The 14,903-nt window shown below is 41.4% G+C and carries 11 protein-coding genes; 6 read left to right on the forward strand and 5 right to left on the reverse strand.

The window, feature by feature from the left end; genetic code table 11:
- Position 1: 1 nt before the first annotated feature.
- Positions 2-1,216 carry an NrfD/PsrC family molybdoenzyme membrane anchor subunit gene (nrfD, locus tag OO007_RS15965; RefSeq protein WP_325809536.1) on the forward strand — a complete coding sequence of 405 codons (1,215 nt, stop codon included), beginning with the start codon at positions 2-4 and terminating at the stop codon, positions 1,214-1,216.
- A 652-nt stretch (positions 1,217-1,868) separates the two neighbouring features.
- On the opposite strand, the gene OO007_RS15970 is transcribed toward nrfD, so the two are convergent.
- From OO007_RS15970 to OO007_RS15980, 3 genes are read right to left on the reverse strand one after another with little or no spacing between them, the layout of a single operon-like run.
- Complete coding sequence (locus tag OO007_RS15970) at positions 1,869-3,035, reverse strand: sodium ion-translocating decarboxylase subunit beta (RefSeq protein ID WP_131906665.1); 1,167 nt, start codon at positions 3,033-3,035, stop codon at positions 1,869-1,871.
- 9 nt (positions 3,036-3,044) lie between these two features.
- Positions 3,045-4,862, reverse strand: a complete 1,818-nt coding sequence (gene oadA / locus OO007_RS15975) for a sodium-extruding oxaloacetate decarboxylase subunit alpha (RefSeq protein ID WP_325809537.1) — start codon at positions 4,860-4,862, stop codon at positions 3,045-3,047.
- 58 nt (positions 4,863-4,920) lie between these two features.
- Positions 4,921-5,172 (reverse strand): OadG family protein, encoded by a 252-nt coding sequence (locus tag OO007_RS15980; RefSeq protein ID WP_131906663.1) that lies wholly within the window; start codon positions 5,170-5,172, stop codon positions 4,921-4,923.
- A gap of 290 nt (positions 5,173-5,462) precedes the next feature.
- On the opposite strand from OO007_RS15980, the gene OO007_RS15985 reads away from it, so the two are divergent.
- Positions 5,463-6,002: a YgjP-like metallopeptidase domain-containing protein gene (locus OO007_RS15985; protein ID WP_325809538.1), complete on the forward strand. Its 540-nt coding sequence runs from the start codon at positions 5,463-5,465 to the stop codon at positions 6,000-6,002.
- Between the two features lie 97 nt (positions 6,003-6,099).
- Here OO007_RS15985 and ppc read toward each other — a convergent pair whose 3' ends face one another.
- Positions 6,100-8,925: a phosphoenolpyruvate carboxylase gene (gene ppc / locus OO007_RS15990; RefSeq protein ID WP_325809539.1), complete on the reverse strand. Its 2,826-nt coding sequence runs from the start codon at positions 8,923-8,925 to the stop codon at positions 6,100-6,102.
- A gap of 317 nt (positions 8,926-9,242) precedes the next feature.
- Between ppc and pssA the strand changes: the two genes are divergently transcribed.
- The 4 genes from pssA to rimI all read left to right on the forward strand — a co-directional run bounded on the left by pssA (position 9,243) and on the right by rimI (position 13,356).
- Positions 9,243-10,034, forward strand: a complete 792-nt coding sequence (gene pssA, locus OO007_RS15995) for a CDP-diacylglycerol--serine O-phosphatidyltransferase (RefSeq protein WP_325809540.1) — start codon at positions 9,243-9,245, stop codon at positions 10,032-10,034.
- A 343-nt stretch (positions 10,035-10,377) separates the two neighbouring features.
- Positions 10,378-11,937, forward strand: a complete 1,560-nt coding sequence (locus OO007_RS16000) for a 2-isopropylmalate synthase (protein WP_325809541.1) — start codon at positions 10,378-10,380, stop codon at positions 11,935-11,937.
- Between the two features lie 48 nt (positions 11,938-11,985).
- Positions 11,986-12,852, forward strand: a complete 867-nt coding sequence (locus OO007_RS16005; RefSeq protein WP_325809542.1) for a uracil-DNA glycosylase — start codon at positions 11,986-11,988, stop codon at positions 12,850-12,852.
- 18 nt (positions 12,853-12,870) lie between these two features.
- Complete coding sequence (gene rimI, locus OO007_RS16010) at positions 12,871-13,356, forward strand: ribosomal protein S18-alanine N-acetyltransferase (RefSeq protein ID WP_325809543.1); 486 nt, start codon at positions 12,871-12,873, stop codon at positions 13,354-13,356.
- Positions 13,357-13,427: 71 nt separating this feature from the next.
- On the opposite strand, the gene OO007_RS16015 is transcribed toward rimI, so the two are convergent.
- The gene (locus OO007_RS16015; RefSeq protein WP_325809544.1) at positions 13,428-14,813 is read right to left on the reverse strand and encodes a c-type cytochrome; all 1,386 of its coding nucleotides are present in this window, start codon (positions 14,811-14,813) and stop codon (positions 13,428-13,430) included.
- Positions 14,814-14,903 lie beyond the last annotated feature (90 nt).

Genomic DNA, 14,903 nt, shown 5'->3' on the forward strand with positions numbered 1-14,903 from the left:
AATGGCTACAAATACCGTATTCAGTGAAGTTAAAAACAGTGGTTTCGGCTACTGGGCTGTTTTGGGTTTCTTTGGTTTATTGGCTTTGGCTGGTATCGCTGCGTTTTACTACATACATCATCATGGTCATTATGTTACCGGGATGAATAATCAAATCGTATGGGGGATGCCTCATGTGTTTGCGATATTCTTAATCGTTGCTGCATCAGGTGCTGCTAACGTGGCGACTGTTGGTACGGTCTTTGGTAAAAAAATATATCAGCCATTAGGGCGTTTATCTGCTTTTCTCGCAGTAGCGCTACTGATTGGTGGTTTGGTCGTTTTATTGCTTGATTTAGGAAGCATAGGACACGTTATCGAAATGGCATTTGGTTATATTAATTTTAAATCGATATTTGCGTGGAACATTATCCTTTATTCCGGTTTCATAGCAATTATTGCCGTCTATCTATGGACGATGATGGATCGCAGTAAAGCGTCTAAAAAACTGTATAAGCCTGTTGGTATCATCAATATGATCTGGCGCTTTGTGCTGACTATGGGTACTGGCTCAATCTTCGGTTTTCTGGTTGCGAGACAGTATTACGATGCCGCAATTCTAGCGCCATTATTTATCGTAGCATCCTACGTATATGGTACTGCGATCTACACATTAGTGCTGATGGCAAGTTTCAAAATGACGGGTCGTGAATTAGGTGATGCCGTATTAAATCGTTTACGTTATAGCTTGGCGATTTTTATTGCCTTGGTATTGTTCCTGGAATTAGTGAGGCACTTAACCAATCTCTATGCCACAGAACATCATGGTGTTGAGTCCTATATCCTTAATGGTGGTCCGTTCTCTAATCTATTCTGGTACGGCCAAATCCTTTTTGGGAGCTTGGTACCTATGTTTCTGGTTTGGTGTACCTTCCTTAGAAATAATAGAACGGCATTGGCTGTGGCCGCAGCATTAGCTGTTTTTGGCGGTCTTGCCCAGATTTATGTGATCTTGATTGGCGGACAATCGTATCCATTGGTGTTGTTCCCAAACTCGGAAACCAGTAGTACATTCTCTGATGGTGTTTTCAATGCATACTCAGCTACCTTGCCAGAATATCTTTTAGGTATAGGTGGAGTAGGTCTTGCCATTTGTTTCCTGATTATCGGAATGAAAATCTTCCGGTTGTTACCAACGACGTTGGCAGATGCGAGTGTAGACCCAGATCATTCTTAAAAACTCATTACTTAGTATTCACTAGGTAATGATCTGAGTTAATAGTTTATTAGTTAGTGTTTAGTCATGTATTGAGAGCTATGTATTGAGAGCTATGTATTGAGAGCTATGTAGAACTCCATCTAGTCAAAATTAAACTCACAATGAATTAATTCAAAGATATTTTAATCTCTGTAAAACCCTGTAAAAAAGTGCCCCAAAGTAGGGGGGTGCCTTTCATCAAAAACAACAGTCTCTTTGTATTGAAAATATCCAGTCTCGCATCTCTGAGATTCCATCAATCTAACATCTGTTTTTGCCTTAAGAAATGCATTGTATCTCGTCAGATAATTTGAGTTGAAGACCTCAATTTACAATCATTTATTTTGTTATCTAGATATGAATTCACTATGTAAGACTGGAGTTCATTCAGAAAAGGATGAGAAGCTGATTAAAGTAAACGATACGAAACGACTTATCACTTCACAACTAGAGGACAAGCGAAGCCAATAATCAAAGAGAGAACTAGATTAAGATTAAATCTATAGTGAACTAAGCGTTTGGCGTAAAAGACAGCAGAAAAACTGCCTCAAAGTAGGGGGTGTCATTTTAATCAGAAGCTATTCGTTGAAGTTAGCTTCTGATTAAAATGAAGTAATAGTCGTGTTTTTGCTTAGCTAACCATACTAATCATCACACCTGCTGCAATAGCAGATCCAATAACACCAGCAACATTTGGTCCCATAGCGTGCATAAGTAAATGGTTGTGTGGGTTTGATTCTAGTCCAACTTTATTCGATACACGAGCCGCCATAGGCACAGCAGAAACACCTGCAGAACCGATCAATGGGTTGATTGGATTCTCGCTGAATTTATTCATTAGTTTAGCGAGTAAGATACCCGAAGCAGTACCAATACAGAAAGCAACTGCGCCTAATGCAAGAATACCCAGTGTTTCCCAGTTAAGGAATTTATCTGCGCTCATTTTTGATCCAACACCCAGACCAAGGAAGATTGTGACAATATTGATCAATGAGTTTTGAGCAGTATCACTCAAGCGATCTACCACACCCGCTTCACGCATTAAGTTACCAAAACAGAACATCCCTAAAAGAGGAGCCGCGCTAGGTAATACCATTGCGACAAGTCCAAGTAGTAATAATGGGAATACGATTTTTTCTGTTTTCGTTACATGGCGTAACTGAACCATTTGAATAGAACGTTCTTTTTCAGTGGTTAATGCACGCATAATAGGCGGCTGAATAATCGGAACCAATGCCATATATGAATAAGCAGCAACCGCTACAGGTCCGAGAATATCCGGGGCCAGTTTACTGGTTACGAAGATAGCTGTTGGGCCATCTGCACCACCGATAATACCAATAGCTGCAGCATCATTCAGACTAAAATCAAGGATACCAAAGTAGCTTAAGCTTACTGCGCCTATGACCGTTGCGAAGATGCCGAACTGAGCTGCAGCGCCTAATAATAAGGTTTTAGGATTAGCAAGTAGCGGACCAAAATCAGTCATCGCGCCCACGCCCATAAAGATAATAAGCGGGAACATACCTGAGGCGATACCAACGTTATAGATGTAATACATCATGCCGCCAGGACTCGTCATGTGTCCAAGCGAATCATAAACGGGGGCCGCTTCAAAACCGCCACCTGGCACATTAACCAGAAGTGTACCAATAGCGATAGGCACTAAAAGTAGAGGTTCAAACCCCTTTTTAATCGCAAGATAGAGCAACACCAAGGCAACAAGCATCATAGCTGCCTGGCCAAATTGTAATTGAGCGATACCAGAATCGCCCCATAATTTTAATAGAGTTTCCATGAGCGAGTCCTAGGCCAGTGTCACTAATATATCGCCGAGGGCTACATCGTCGCCTTCTTTTACTGCGACATCTACGACAGTAGCGGACTTAGGTGCGATCACCGTAATCTCCATTTTCATTGCCTCAAGAATGATCATTACATCACCTTCATCAACGAGATCTCCCGGAGCGACCTGAACCTTAAATACGTTTCCTGCCATCGGTGCTGGGAAACCTTCCCCTTCCGAAGAGCTTGGTGCGGCACCCGCGCCAGCTGCTGATGCGCCTGCAGCAGATCCGCCAGAAGTAGGAACTACACCCGTGATATCACCACCATTGCCTACGGTAACGACATGATCAACACCATCAACGGTTACGGTATAAACCTCTTCGCCCGTCGCTGATGTTACTGTTGAACCTTCTTTACCTGTTGGGATAGGCTCAAATGCATCAGGGTTGTTTCTGTTTTCAAGGAATTTCAATCCCACCTGAGGGAATAGAGCATAGGTCAGAACATCATCGATCAAACCTTCGCCTTCAGTAAGTTCTATGGACTTCTCTTTTGCTATTGCGACAAGTTCGTCTTTGATCTTATCTAATTCAGATTCGAGTAAATCAGCAGGTCGGCAAGTGACTAGTTCGTCTCCAGCTAAAGCCTCCTTTTGTAACTCTTCATTCACATTAGAAGGCGTTGCGCCATATTCGCCACGAAGAACACCGGCAGCCTCACCGGTAAGCTTTTTATAACGCTCACCTGTTAATACATTGAGAACAGCCTGTGTTCCAACGATTTGAGAAGTCGGTGTAACCAGTGGAATATAACCTAGATCCTTTCGTACTCTAGGAATTTCCGCTAATACTTCGTCTAGCTTGTCGCCAGCACCTTGTTCTTTGAGTTGACCTTCCATATTGGTAAGCATGCCACCAGGAACTTGAGCCAGTAATATACGTGAATCGATACCTTTTAAGGAACCTTCCCACTTTGCATATTTTTTACGAACTTCACGGAAGTAAGCAGAAATTTCTTCAATAAGGACTAAATCAAGACCCGTATCGCGGTCTGTGCCTTGCATGGTCGCAACCATTGATTCTGTAGAAGAATGGCCGTAGGTCATCGACATTGAAGATATTGACGTATCAACGCGAGCCGCACCAGCTTCAGCACATTTAAGATTGGTCATGCAAGATAAGCCAGTCGTGGCATGACAATGCACGTGAATGTCTAAATCAACAACCTTCTTTAATTCAGAAACTAATTCAAAGCCAGCATAAGGTTTTAGTAATCCCGCCATATCTTTGATACAGAGTGAATCACTGCCGATGTCTTCAAGGCGTTTAGCCATATCGAGCCAGCCTTGTAGATCGTGAACAGGGCTAACTGTATAAGACATGGTAGCTTGAGCGTGTTTACCTGTTTCCTTGACCGCTTTTAACGCTGTTTCCATATTGCGGGTATCATTCATCGCATCAAAAACACGGAAAACATCTACGCCGTTTATGGCTGCTCGTTCTACGAATTTATTAACAACATCGTCTGCATAATGACGGTAACCGAGGATATTTTGAGCACGAAACAGCATTTGTTGAGGCGTTTTAGGCATTGCTGCTTTAAGTTGGCGAATACGATCCCATGGATCTTCACCGAGGAAGCGTATGCAAGAGTCAAACGTCGCTCCGCCCCATGTTTCAACTGACCAATAACCCACATTATCTAGCTTTTCAGCAATAGGTAACATGTCTGCAAGTCTCATTCTAGTCGCGAATAAAGATTGATGCCCATCACGTAAAACCACATCAGTGATTTGAAGTTTATTGGGGTTGTTGCTTGTATTTTGTTTTTGACTCATAGTGCTTTAACTATTTCATTTAGGTTATCGTTTACCCCAACAAAAAATGGGAATTCGTTTATTTACCTTTACGGTGTTGGTCTATGGCTGCTTGAAGTATTTTTAAGGTAGCAGGAGCAATACTGGCCCCACTAGCTGCCGTAGCTCTCTTTTTTGGGGTAGGTGGTTCAATAATTTTTTCAGGAAACCAGCGTAATATCGTTTTAGACATGCCCGCGGTAGCGAAAATAAGTATCGTAAGGAAAATAAATACTGTCCCCATGCCAAAAAGCATGAGATTAAACCCTTGTTCTATTAAAGAATTATCCATATTTATAGAGTGTTCTTGAATTAATGATTAAAAACTGAAAATTTATTTCAGGAGGGATACTACCATCATAATAGGAAAAAAAGCTGACAATCACAGCAAAAGTTTCAATTATGAACCAGATACAAATTATCTTTCCTGTTAAGTGATGTCAATTCAGATCGTTTTCATACTGGAAAAGCAATTTTAATTATTGGAAAATCAATTGATGAAAAAAGTGGCTCAAAGTAGGGGGGTGTCATTTAGTAATAGAAAGGATGTCATATTTATACCTTTCTGATATTTTGTAAACCATGTCTAAATTATCATCAGCTACGGGGATCGATGCCTCGATTCAAAAATATCTTGGTAGTTATCCCGCTACAGTTGTTCAACAAGTTAGGTCATTGGTGGCCAATGACAAGTTGACTGAATTTTTATTACAGCGGCATCCTGTGCCACATACTATTTATAATGATCACGAGTTACGTGAGTATGCAATAGGGTTGAAAAATCAGCATATGAAGAAATCTTCACCGTTGAGCAAGGTGATTTATGACAGCAAAATTCATGTGGTACACAATGCTTTGGGTTTGCACAGTTATGTCTCGCGCAAACAAGGGAGTAAGCTTAAGGCAAAAAACGAATTGCGCGTTAGTGCGGTGTTTAAGCAATCATCCGAAGCATTATTAAATATGATTGTCGTGCACGAGCTAGCCCATTTGAAAGAGAAAGAGCATAACAAAGCATTTTATAGACTGTGTTTACACATGCTGCCTGATTATCATCAATTGGAATTTGAAATGCGTTTGATGCTTATTCAGTTGGAGCAGGGTGGTTCGATTTATGATTAATAGCACTAATATTTTTAGCTAACGCCAATAATCAAAAACCAAAACACACCCCCCTACTTACAGGCGTTTTTTTCAGAACTATTCATACTGTAATACTTTATCCTGTATTACGCATACCCGCCGCAATGGCATTAATTGTTAGCAATAGCTCATCAATCCAGGGTGATTCTTCATCGGACTTGCTGATAAATTCCCGGTGTCTTCCTAGTACCGTTATCTGGATATGGTTTAATGGATCAAGATAAGGTTCGCGACGTTCCAGTGAATATTGCAACAATGGTGTTTCTTGAAGAAGATTATCGATCTGTGCAACGGATAATAATTCTCTAACGGTTAGGTGATATTCAGCGGCTATTTTGTCGTAGATAAAGGCTGAGCGTTTCTTGTCTTTCCACAGGTTTGAATATTCCTTGGCGATATCCATTTGCGCTTTGAATAAAGACATTTGCACATTACTCAACAACGCTTTGAAGAATGGCCATTTCTGGTACATTTCTCTTAACAATAACTCGCCATGTTCTTTACGGAATGTTTCGAGGGCTGTTCCAATACCATACCAGGCAGGTAGCGTGTGTCGTGATAGGGACCAGCCAAATACCCAGGGAATAGCGCGAATAGATGATTTGGAGCGATCTGTTTTACGGTGTGAAGGGCGTGATCCGATATTCATCTGCCCAATTTCGGTAACGGGCGTATTTTCGTAGAAATAATCCTGAAAACCTTCGGTGTTATCCGTCAAGTCTCGATAACTTTCCTCTCCTGAAATGGCGATATCTGCCATTGCCTGAAGATAATTATCTGCATATTTCCCATGCTTTTTGACGATAGATTGACTCGCTTTTAACAGCCCTGTGATTCCCACACCCAATTCATACACTGCGGTTTCGGTATTACTGTATTTGTTTGATAAGACTTCACCTTGCTCGGTGAATTTGATTTGACCATGAACGGTATCAGGCGGTTGCGAAATTATCGCTTCATGCGTTGGACCGCCGCCACGTCCTACAGTCCCTCCACGACCATGGAACATACGGCATTTAACGCCATAGGAATCTGTTAGTGCGATAACCTGTTTCTGGGCATTGTATAAATTCCATTGCGACGCGAGGATGCCTCCGTCTTTACAGGAATCTGAATAGCCCAGCATGACTTCCTGTAAATTCCCCGACGCTTTAAGTAATTCCATATACACCGGGTTTTCGAATAGATTGGTGAGTACTTCACTGATGTGACGTAAATCTTCAATAGTTTCAAATAGGGGGGAGATTTGAATATTACAGAATGGTTTGCCATCGGCATCTGTGCCAACGATGCCTGCCAGTCTCGCCAGGAACATCACTTCTAAAACATGGCTGGCGGTATGCGTCATTGAAATGACATACGTACCAAAAATGCTATCGCCTGTTTCGGCGCGCATTTCCTCCATCGTATCAAATAATTCTAATGCCTCGATAGATTCTGCAGATAGTGATTCCGGATTGGGTTTTGGTAAATTAACCCGCGATATTAAATTTGCCAGAGTTTCAACGCGTTGTGTTTCAGATAATGTCTCGTAATCCTGATCTGGGGTAAATTGCTTAAGCACTTCGGTAACCGTTCGTGTATGCACGGTTGATTCTTGTCGAAGATCTAATTTATACAAGGTGAAACCACAGGTTTCTACTAAGCGGATTAAATCTTTAAGTTCTCTGTTAGCAATATACTGATCGTTGTGACTGATTAGTGAGTCGCGTATTAAATAGAGCTCATTGAGAAACTCAGTAACTTCTTTGTAGGCGCCTTTTAACGCGCCAGAGGACATATCAGCTTTTTCTCCACTGATATAACTTCTTACGATGAGAAAGTTTGCATTTAACCTATGCGCCATATAGTCAAGTTTCTGTCTATAGGGCTCATTTTCAAACAGCTCGGTTTTTCGTTTAGAAATAAATTCTTTTAGTTCTGCTTCATCCGCTTTCAGTGAAGTTATAAATTCTGCACTTGGTGTTATGTATTCTATATCGTGAGATAAAATACTACGCAGTTTCACAATACGACAATGATATTCATTGAGTGCTTCTTGCATATGCAGGCGAATGGCATTTCGAGTGACGGCAGGGGTTACAAAAGGGTTGCCATCTCTATCACCACCAATCCAGGAACCGAATTTTAATAGGCTGGGTATGTTAATTTTTCCAGAGCCATACACTTTACGCGTTGCTCGTTCAAAATAACGATAAACCATGGGTATTGCTTCAAACAGGCTTGCCTGAAAATAAAACAGCCCGTAGCGCACTTCATCTTCTACCGTTGGTTTGTTTAACCTGACTTCTTTAGTGCGCCATAATAATTGAATTTGCGATTTGAGCTGGTTTTGCAGTGAGCCTCTTTCTTCTGAAGTGAGTTCGTCTCTATTCAGTTGATCAATTATAAGAAAGATACGACGCTGTAATGTCATCATCGTTCTTCGGCGCGCTTCAGTAGGGTGGGCCGTAAAAACCGGGGTGTAACGTAACTCATCGATAATTCTTTGCATATCTTCTGCAGAGATTCCAGATTCTGCAATTTCATCGACCGTTCTCAGGAATGAGCCTTGCCAGAGTTTTCGATCGTCTTGTTTATAGAGGTTACGCCGTTCGCGGTGCAAATAATCTTCTTCAACAATATTGGAAAGTACATAAAAGGTATTGAAAGCACGGGTCACTTGTTTCAGTGTGTGTTCGTCAAGTGTTTCGATATATGCCATGAGATCCAAACGTTTTTGCGGATCATCTTTATGACGCAAGCTGATATAACCTGTTCTTAAGTATTCAACCGTATCAAAAATCGCTTCACCTTCTTGTTCTTTCAAAACCTCACCAAGAAGGTTGCCTACAATACGAACCTGCTTTTGCAGTGGTTCCATATTTGTTTCTGGTTTTTTTGTTTGTACTTCATTATTCATAAGAATTTAATACGCCGTTAAATTTATTGGTAAATGATTACTTGCTCATTGTGGTTTTTCTTAAAATGCGGTTACTTATGCTTTTTTACAAGTGGTTTGCAAAAGTCTCACCTTATTATTTAGATTAGAATGAATAAAAAATCATAAATAAATTATGTGGTTCAGCTTTTAGACAGCTAAACCTCGGTATTATAGACGACGCTAACAACAAGAAATCGCTTGAGCGATCACATTCAACGGGCCTAGTGCCCGTTTTTTTTCGCCTAAAATTTGTAAGATTTCTGTGACACTCTCTAAAACTATGTAAGAATGCGTCCATGAATGAAACAACCAAACCATCTCCTCGTAAAGGTATTTATCTCTTACCTAATTTGGTCACTACAGCGGCTTTATTCAGCGGATTCTTTGCCATTCTAGCTGCGATGAATGGTCAATTCGAAAAAGCCTGTATCGCTGTTTTTGTGGCCATGATCCTAGACGGACTGGACGGCAGAGTTGCACGCTGGACCAATACTTCTTCCGAATTCGGTGAGCAATACGATAGCCTATCAGATCTGGTTTCATTTGGTTTGGCACCTGCATTGGTCATCTATCAATGGTCATTAATTTTCATGCGAGACACGAGTGTATCGTGGGGCAAACTAGGCTGGATGGCTGCGTTTATCTATGTGGCTTGTGCGGCATTAAGATTGGCTCGTTTTAATTCTCAAATACATGAAGTCGATAAAAGACATTTCATCGGTTTACCAAGTCCAGCATCTGCAGCGATTGTTGTAGGAATGGTATGGATGCTTCACGATTTGGAATTTGAAGGTAAAGCACTTCAGATTCCGGCATTGCTGATAACCATCTTCGCAGGATTATTGATGGTAAGTAATGTTAAATACAATAGTTTCAAAGACTTTGACTTGAAAAGTAAAGTGCCGCATCTGGCGATATTAGTCATTATTTTGATCTTTGCTTTAGTGCAGGTTGCACCTCCAATAGTGCTGTTTTTTGTGTTTTTTATCTATGCCTTATCTGGACCTTTCAACTGGTTACAAACCAGAAGGAAAGCATTGAAGCGTTTATCTGAAACACAAAGTAAAAAAACGGGTGATGATGCGTAAAAGCACATCATTAAATGTGATTTGCTTGAATAAATTAAGAAATGAAATTATATTCGAAACATGAAGCAACGACATAATAGAGTTCATTTTGCCAAGACCAATAACATTATTGCGTCAAAAGCCAAGGCAATTACAAAAAATCAATCTTCGGATTTGATCGTGTTAGCAACGCTTGTTTCACTTCTACTGCTCAGTTTGTTACTCCTTCTGCCTTTGGGCAGCTGATAATTGCCTTTGCGAGGCTAAACGCAACTTCCATTTATTTTTTTGTAAACTTTCTCTGAAGCCTTCTTTAGACCTATAATTGGCTATTATTCGCGCCCAGAGAATGGAGTAAATACCAATGACAACTAATACTAATTCTAACGATCGTTTGATCGTTTTTGATACAACTTTGCGCGATGGCGAGCAAAGCCCAGGGGCTTCCATGACGTTGGAAGAAAAGGTGCGTATAGGCAAAATGCTGGAACAAATGCGTGTAGATGTTATCGAAGCGGGTTTCCCGATTGCCAGTCCCGGTGATTTTGAGTCAGTAAAAGCCGTGGCTACTGCTGTAAAAGACAGTACTGTCTGTGGTCTGGCTAGATCGTTGGATGCAGATATCGAACGCGCTGGCGAAGCGCTAAAGCCAGCTAACTCGGGTCGTATTCATACCTTTATTGCGACATCACCGATACATATGAAAGAAAAGCTTCGTATGCAGCCGGATGATGTACTCGCGCAAGCTATTCGTGCCGTTAAAAAAGCGCGCCAATACACAGATAACGTTGAGTTTTCAGCAGAAGATGCGGGCAGAACAGAGTTCGATTTTTTATGCCGTGTTGTAGAAGCCGCCATCGATGCAGGCGCAACTACCATCAACATCCCTGATACTGTTGGATATAATATTCCGCATCAATTTGGTGATTTGATTCGTCGTTTAATCGAAGCAGTCCCTAATGCTGATAAAGCTGTTATTTCAGTTCATTGTCATAATGATTTAGGTTTGGCAGTAAGTAATTCTTTGTCTTCGGTGTTAAATGGTGCGCGTCAGGTTGAATGTACTATCAATGGTTTGGGCGAGAGAGCAGGGAATGCGTCTTTAGAAGAAATCGTAATGGCTATTCGTACCCGTCATGATGTATTCGATTGTCATACTAATATCGATACTTCCTTTATCGTTCCGGCATCACGCTTAGTGTCTTCTGTTACAGGTTTTCCTGTTCAACCGAATAAAGCCATTGTCGGTAAGAATGCTTTTGCACATGAGTCTGGCATTCATCAGGATGGCGTTCTTAAATCAAGAGAAACCTATGAAATCATGCGTGCACAGGATGTAGGCTGGTCAGACAATAAAATCGTCTTGGGTAAACACTCAGGTCGCAACGCTTTGAAATCGCGTTTAGAAGAGATCGGTATCATTCTTGATAATGAAGAAGCTTTGAATGCTGCATTTTCGCGCTTTAAGGATGTTGCAGATCGCAAACATGAAATTTTTGATGAAGATTTAATTGCAATTGCATCTGAATCACAGGCTGCTTTGGAACATACTCGTTACCATCTAGTCTCTTCTTTTGTCTGCTCTGAAACAGGTGAAACACCAAGAGCTAAAGTCGTGTTAAATATTGATGGTAAAGAAGTCGCTGGCGAAGCAGAAGGCGGTGGGTCAGTTGATGCGGTATTCTCTGCAATTAAAACCATTGTTGAAGACCATGGCACACTTGAACTGTATTCTGTCAATAGCATCACTAGCGGAACCGATGCACAGGGTGAAGTGACAGTACGCATTGAGAAAGCAGGGCGCCAGTTTTATGGAAATGGGTCTGATCCTGATATAGTCATAGCGTCTGCTTATTCTTACCTTGATGCGCTGAACAAGTTAGCAAGTGACGAAAGCCGAGCTCACCCTCAGCACAGTGTTTAACAGACATTGCTTAACAGACAGCATTATAAATAATGTCACACATAATCTATGACTAGTCCTGCACAATTAAACTATCTAAATGCCATGGGAATCCCTGTTTGGGTTTCCCGTGAGCTAGTCATTGATGAAGCATTGGTGATTGATGAAGGGCGATCAGCATCAACTAGCTCAGCATCAAGCAATGCAGTACCTAGTCAGTCTGCAGAACGTACTGCGGATAATTCTTCTAGTGGCTCAAATGCCATAGAAAATATTCTGCAAGATCTGGAGCAAAAAGAAGACAAAAGCAGAACCGCGAGAGCTAGAACTAGTGAGGCATCACAGGCGGCCAGTGAAACCATAAGACAGATCACTGAAACACTTGAGTCTGAGCCAACAGCCTCTAAGCAAGCACCAACAAATCTCCCCAATGTTTTCAATAAAACCGTCGAACATACTGTTTACGCAGAAGGAAGTTTAGACGCTAAGTGGATGATTATTGGGCAAAATCCCGAGTTTATAGAGCACGAACACGGGCAGCCGTATAATAAAGAAGAAGGTGTGTTGATGGAAAACATGCTGCGAGCAGTAGGAATTCCAAACCCGAGAAACGATGCCTATTTAGTCAACGTATTACGAAATTCACAGCAGAATGAAACTGATGCTAAAGTCTCGAAAGCAGAACTGAACGTCATTCTTCAAGAATGTATCAAGCAAGTGCAGCCAGAAATCATAGTCATTGTCGGGCAGTTGGCAGCGCAGAATATATTACATAGCGATGAGCCTTTAGCACGTTTAAGGGGCAAACCGTTTACCTTGCCAGAAACAAATATACACATTGTCGTTACTTACTACCCAAGTTACTTATTGAGTAAACCCTCGGATAAGCGTAAAGCCTGGGAAGACTTGAAGCTGGCAATCAGTTTGATTGATTAAAATGAGTTTGATTACGGAATGAAACAATCTACTCAACCCACTCAACTTCAATACCTTCGCCCCATGCAACATGAGGATTTAACAGAGGTTATGGAGGGTGAACTTGCCTCTTATCCATACCCATGGACTCTGGGTAACTTTAAAGACTGTATCGATAATAAGGCATATTCTTGCTGGGTGTTTCAACAGGGTAAACAGCTCAACGGACATGTCGTAATTTCCGCGGTGGTCAAAGAAGCGCATATCTTGAATATCTGCGTTTACCCAGAATTACAGGGAAAAGGGTGGGGAAGAAAGTTACTTGCAGAAGCTGAAGCTATCGCTGAAAAGCACGACGCAGAAACTGTATTTTTAGAAGTCAGGCCCTCGAATAAAGCGGGAATCAATCTTTACCAAAGCGAAGGTTATAATGAAATTGGTTTAAGAAAAGGTTATTACCCTGCGGATAATGGCCGTGAAGATGCAGTCGTGATGGCAAAGACTTTAGTCTTCAAGTCGTTATAAGAGATCGTAAATAAGAATTCGCAAATAAGAAATCGTAAAAACCTGCTAACTGCTAACTAATTACTCTGTTGTTATTGTGTCGCTTTCTTTAAAAAAGCAATTAACGCTTTTCTTTGTTTATCATCCGCTACTTTTTGCAGTGGCATTTTAGTACCAGGTACCACTTTCGCTGGCCCTTCCACAAATAATTCATCGATGGTTTTTTCATCCCATATAATGGGGGAATCCTTCAAACTGTCCGAGTAATTGTACCCTGCAAGACTACCTGCCTTACGCCCAAATACATTATGCAATGTAGGTCCAGCACGATTTGCATCATCTTCATTCAAGGTGTGACAGACACTGCACTTGCGTGCGAATTGTAATTCTCCCAATGGCAAACCTGTTTTAACCTGAAAGCGTCTGGGCTTGTGGTCTATCCATAGGTTTTCATCGTCTTTATCGGTGATTTTCCAATATTTCACTTCGTCATCGAGTGAACCATAATAGAGCGATTTACCATCATGATTAAATGCCAATGCCCAGACAGGACCCAGGATGGTTATGGTTTGTCCTTTTAACTCCCAATTAGTAATATCCCAGACCCGAATTATTCCGTCATTTCCACCGCTGGCAATCAAATTATGCTGTTTAGATACGGCTAAGCCAAGGACAGGTTTTTCATGCGGAATCAACACCTTGACGATTTTTTCTGCGGTAGGATCGAATATTTGAACATCGCCATTGGTAGTGCCAAAGATGAGTTGTTTTTGCTCCGGTAACCAACGCATGATATTGATCGGCCAGCCGTGAGAATGGAGTACTTTAATGAAATCTCCTGTGGTTGCATCCCACGAGCGAATCTTGCCATCGTAACCTGCGGAATAAAGTGTTTTTGCATCCTCTGAAATCAACACAGCATTGACAGGATGATTCTGCACATGGATTTTATGGATCAGCTTATGAGTCGCTAAATCCCATAAAATCACATGACCATCCCAGCTGGAAGTTGCGGCAACTTTGGCATCATTGGAGATATCGATGGAAACGACTTTGGCGAGATGTCCTTCTAGCTGAGCGATGACCTTCTTTTCTTTCAAGTCCCAAACGTACACATTGCCATGATCGCCAGATGATATGGCTTTGTCACCTGATGGGAAAAACTGAATCGCACTTACTGCGCCTTTGTGTGCAATAAAACGGTGGTGTTGGCTATTTGGTTTGGTTTTTTTAGCATCTTTTGATGCGTCTGTGGATGCGTCTGTGGATGCGTTCAGGGATGCGTCTAGATCCCACAGCATTACAGCATAATCGAGGCTGCCAGAAAGTGCAGATTTGCCATCAGGGCTAATTGCTACGGTATTAACCGGACCACCATGACCAACCAGGTTTCTATTATTTTCGGCAGCATCAGCGTTAAGATTGCTGTGAAACAGCAAACACATAGGGAGAACGAAAGTAATTAAGAAACGTTTCAATTGGTGGCTCTTTTATTCCTTACCTAGAGTTTATAGAATAAAAAGTCGAAAAAGCCAAATCAAGAGTTTGTTTTTGGATTGGCTTTGTGT

Source organism: Cocleimonas sp. KMM 6892 (genome assembly GCF_035798195.1).
Classification (GTDB): domain Bacteria; phylum Pseudomonadota; class Gammaproteobacteria; order Thiotrichales; family Thiotrichaceae; genus Cocleimonas; species Cocleimonas flava.

What these genes read in the sequence shown, in the direction of transcription:
- OO007_RS15970 (WP_131906665.1), bottom strand. Translation starts at nt 3,035, where the DNA reads ATGGAAACTCTATTAAAATTATGGGGCGATTCTGGTATCGCTCAATTA.
- pssA (WP_325809540.1), top strand. Translation starts at nt 9,243, where the DNA reads ATGAATGAAACAACCAAACCATCTCCTCGTAAAGGTATTTATCTCTTA.
- nrfD (WP_325809536.1), top strand. Translation starts at nt 2, where the DNA reads ATGGCTACAAATACCGTATTCAGTGAAGTTAAAAACAGTGGTTTCGGC.
- ppc (WP_325809539.1), bottom strand. Translation starts at nt 8,925, where the DNA reads ATGAATAATGAAGTACAAACAAAAAAACCAGAAACAAATATGGAACCA.
- OO007_RS15980 (WP_131906663.1), bottom strand. Translation starts at nt 5,172, where the DNA reads ATGGATAATTCTTTAATAGAACAAGGGTTTAATCTCATGCTTTTTGGC.
- rimI (WP_325809543.1), top strand. Translation starts at nt 12,871, where the DNA reads ATGAAACAATCTACTCAACCCACTCAACTTCAATACCTTCGCCCCATG.
- OO007_RS16005 (WP_325809542.1), top strand. Translation starts at nt 11,986, where the DNA reads ATGACTAGTCCTGCACAATTAAACTATCTAAATGCCATGGGAATCCCT.
- oadA (WP_325809537.1), bottom strand. Translation starts at nt 4,862, where the DNA reads ATGAGTCAAAAACAAAATACAAGCAACAACCCCAATAAACTTCAAATC.
- OO007_RS16000 (WP_325809541.1), top strand. Translation starts at nt 10,378, where the DNA reads ATGACAACTAATACTAATTCTAACGATCGTTTGATCGTTTTTGATACA.
- OO007_RS15985 (WP_325809538.1), top strand. Translation starts at nt 5,463, where the DNA reads ATGTCTAAATTATCATCAGCTACGGGGATCGATGCCTCGATTCAAAAA.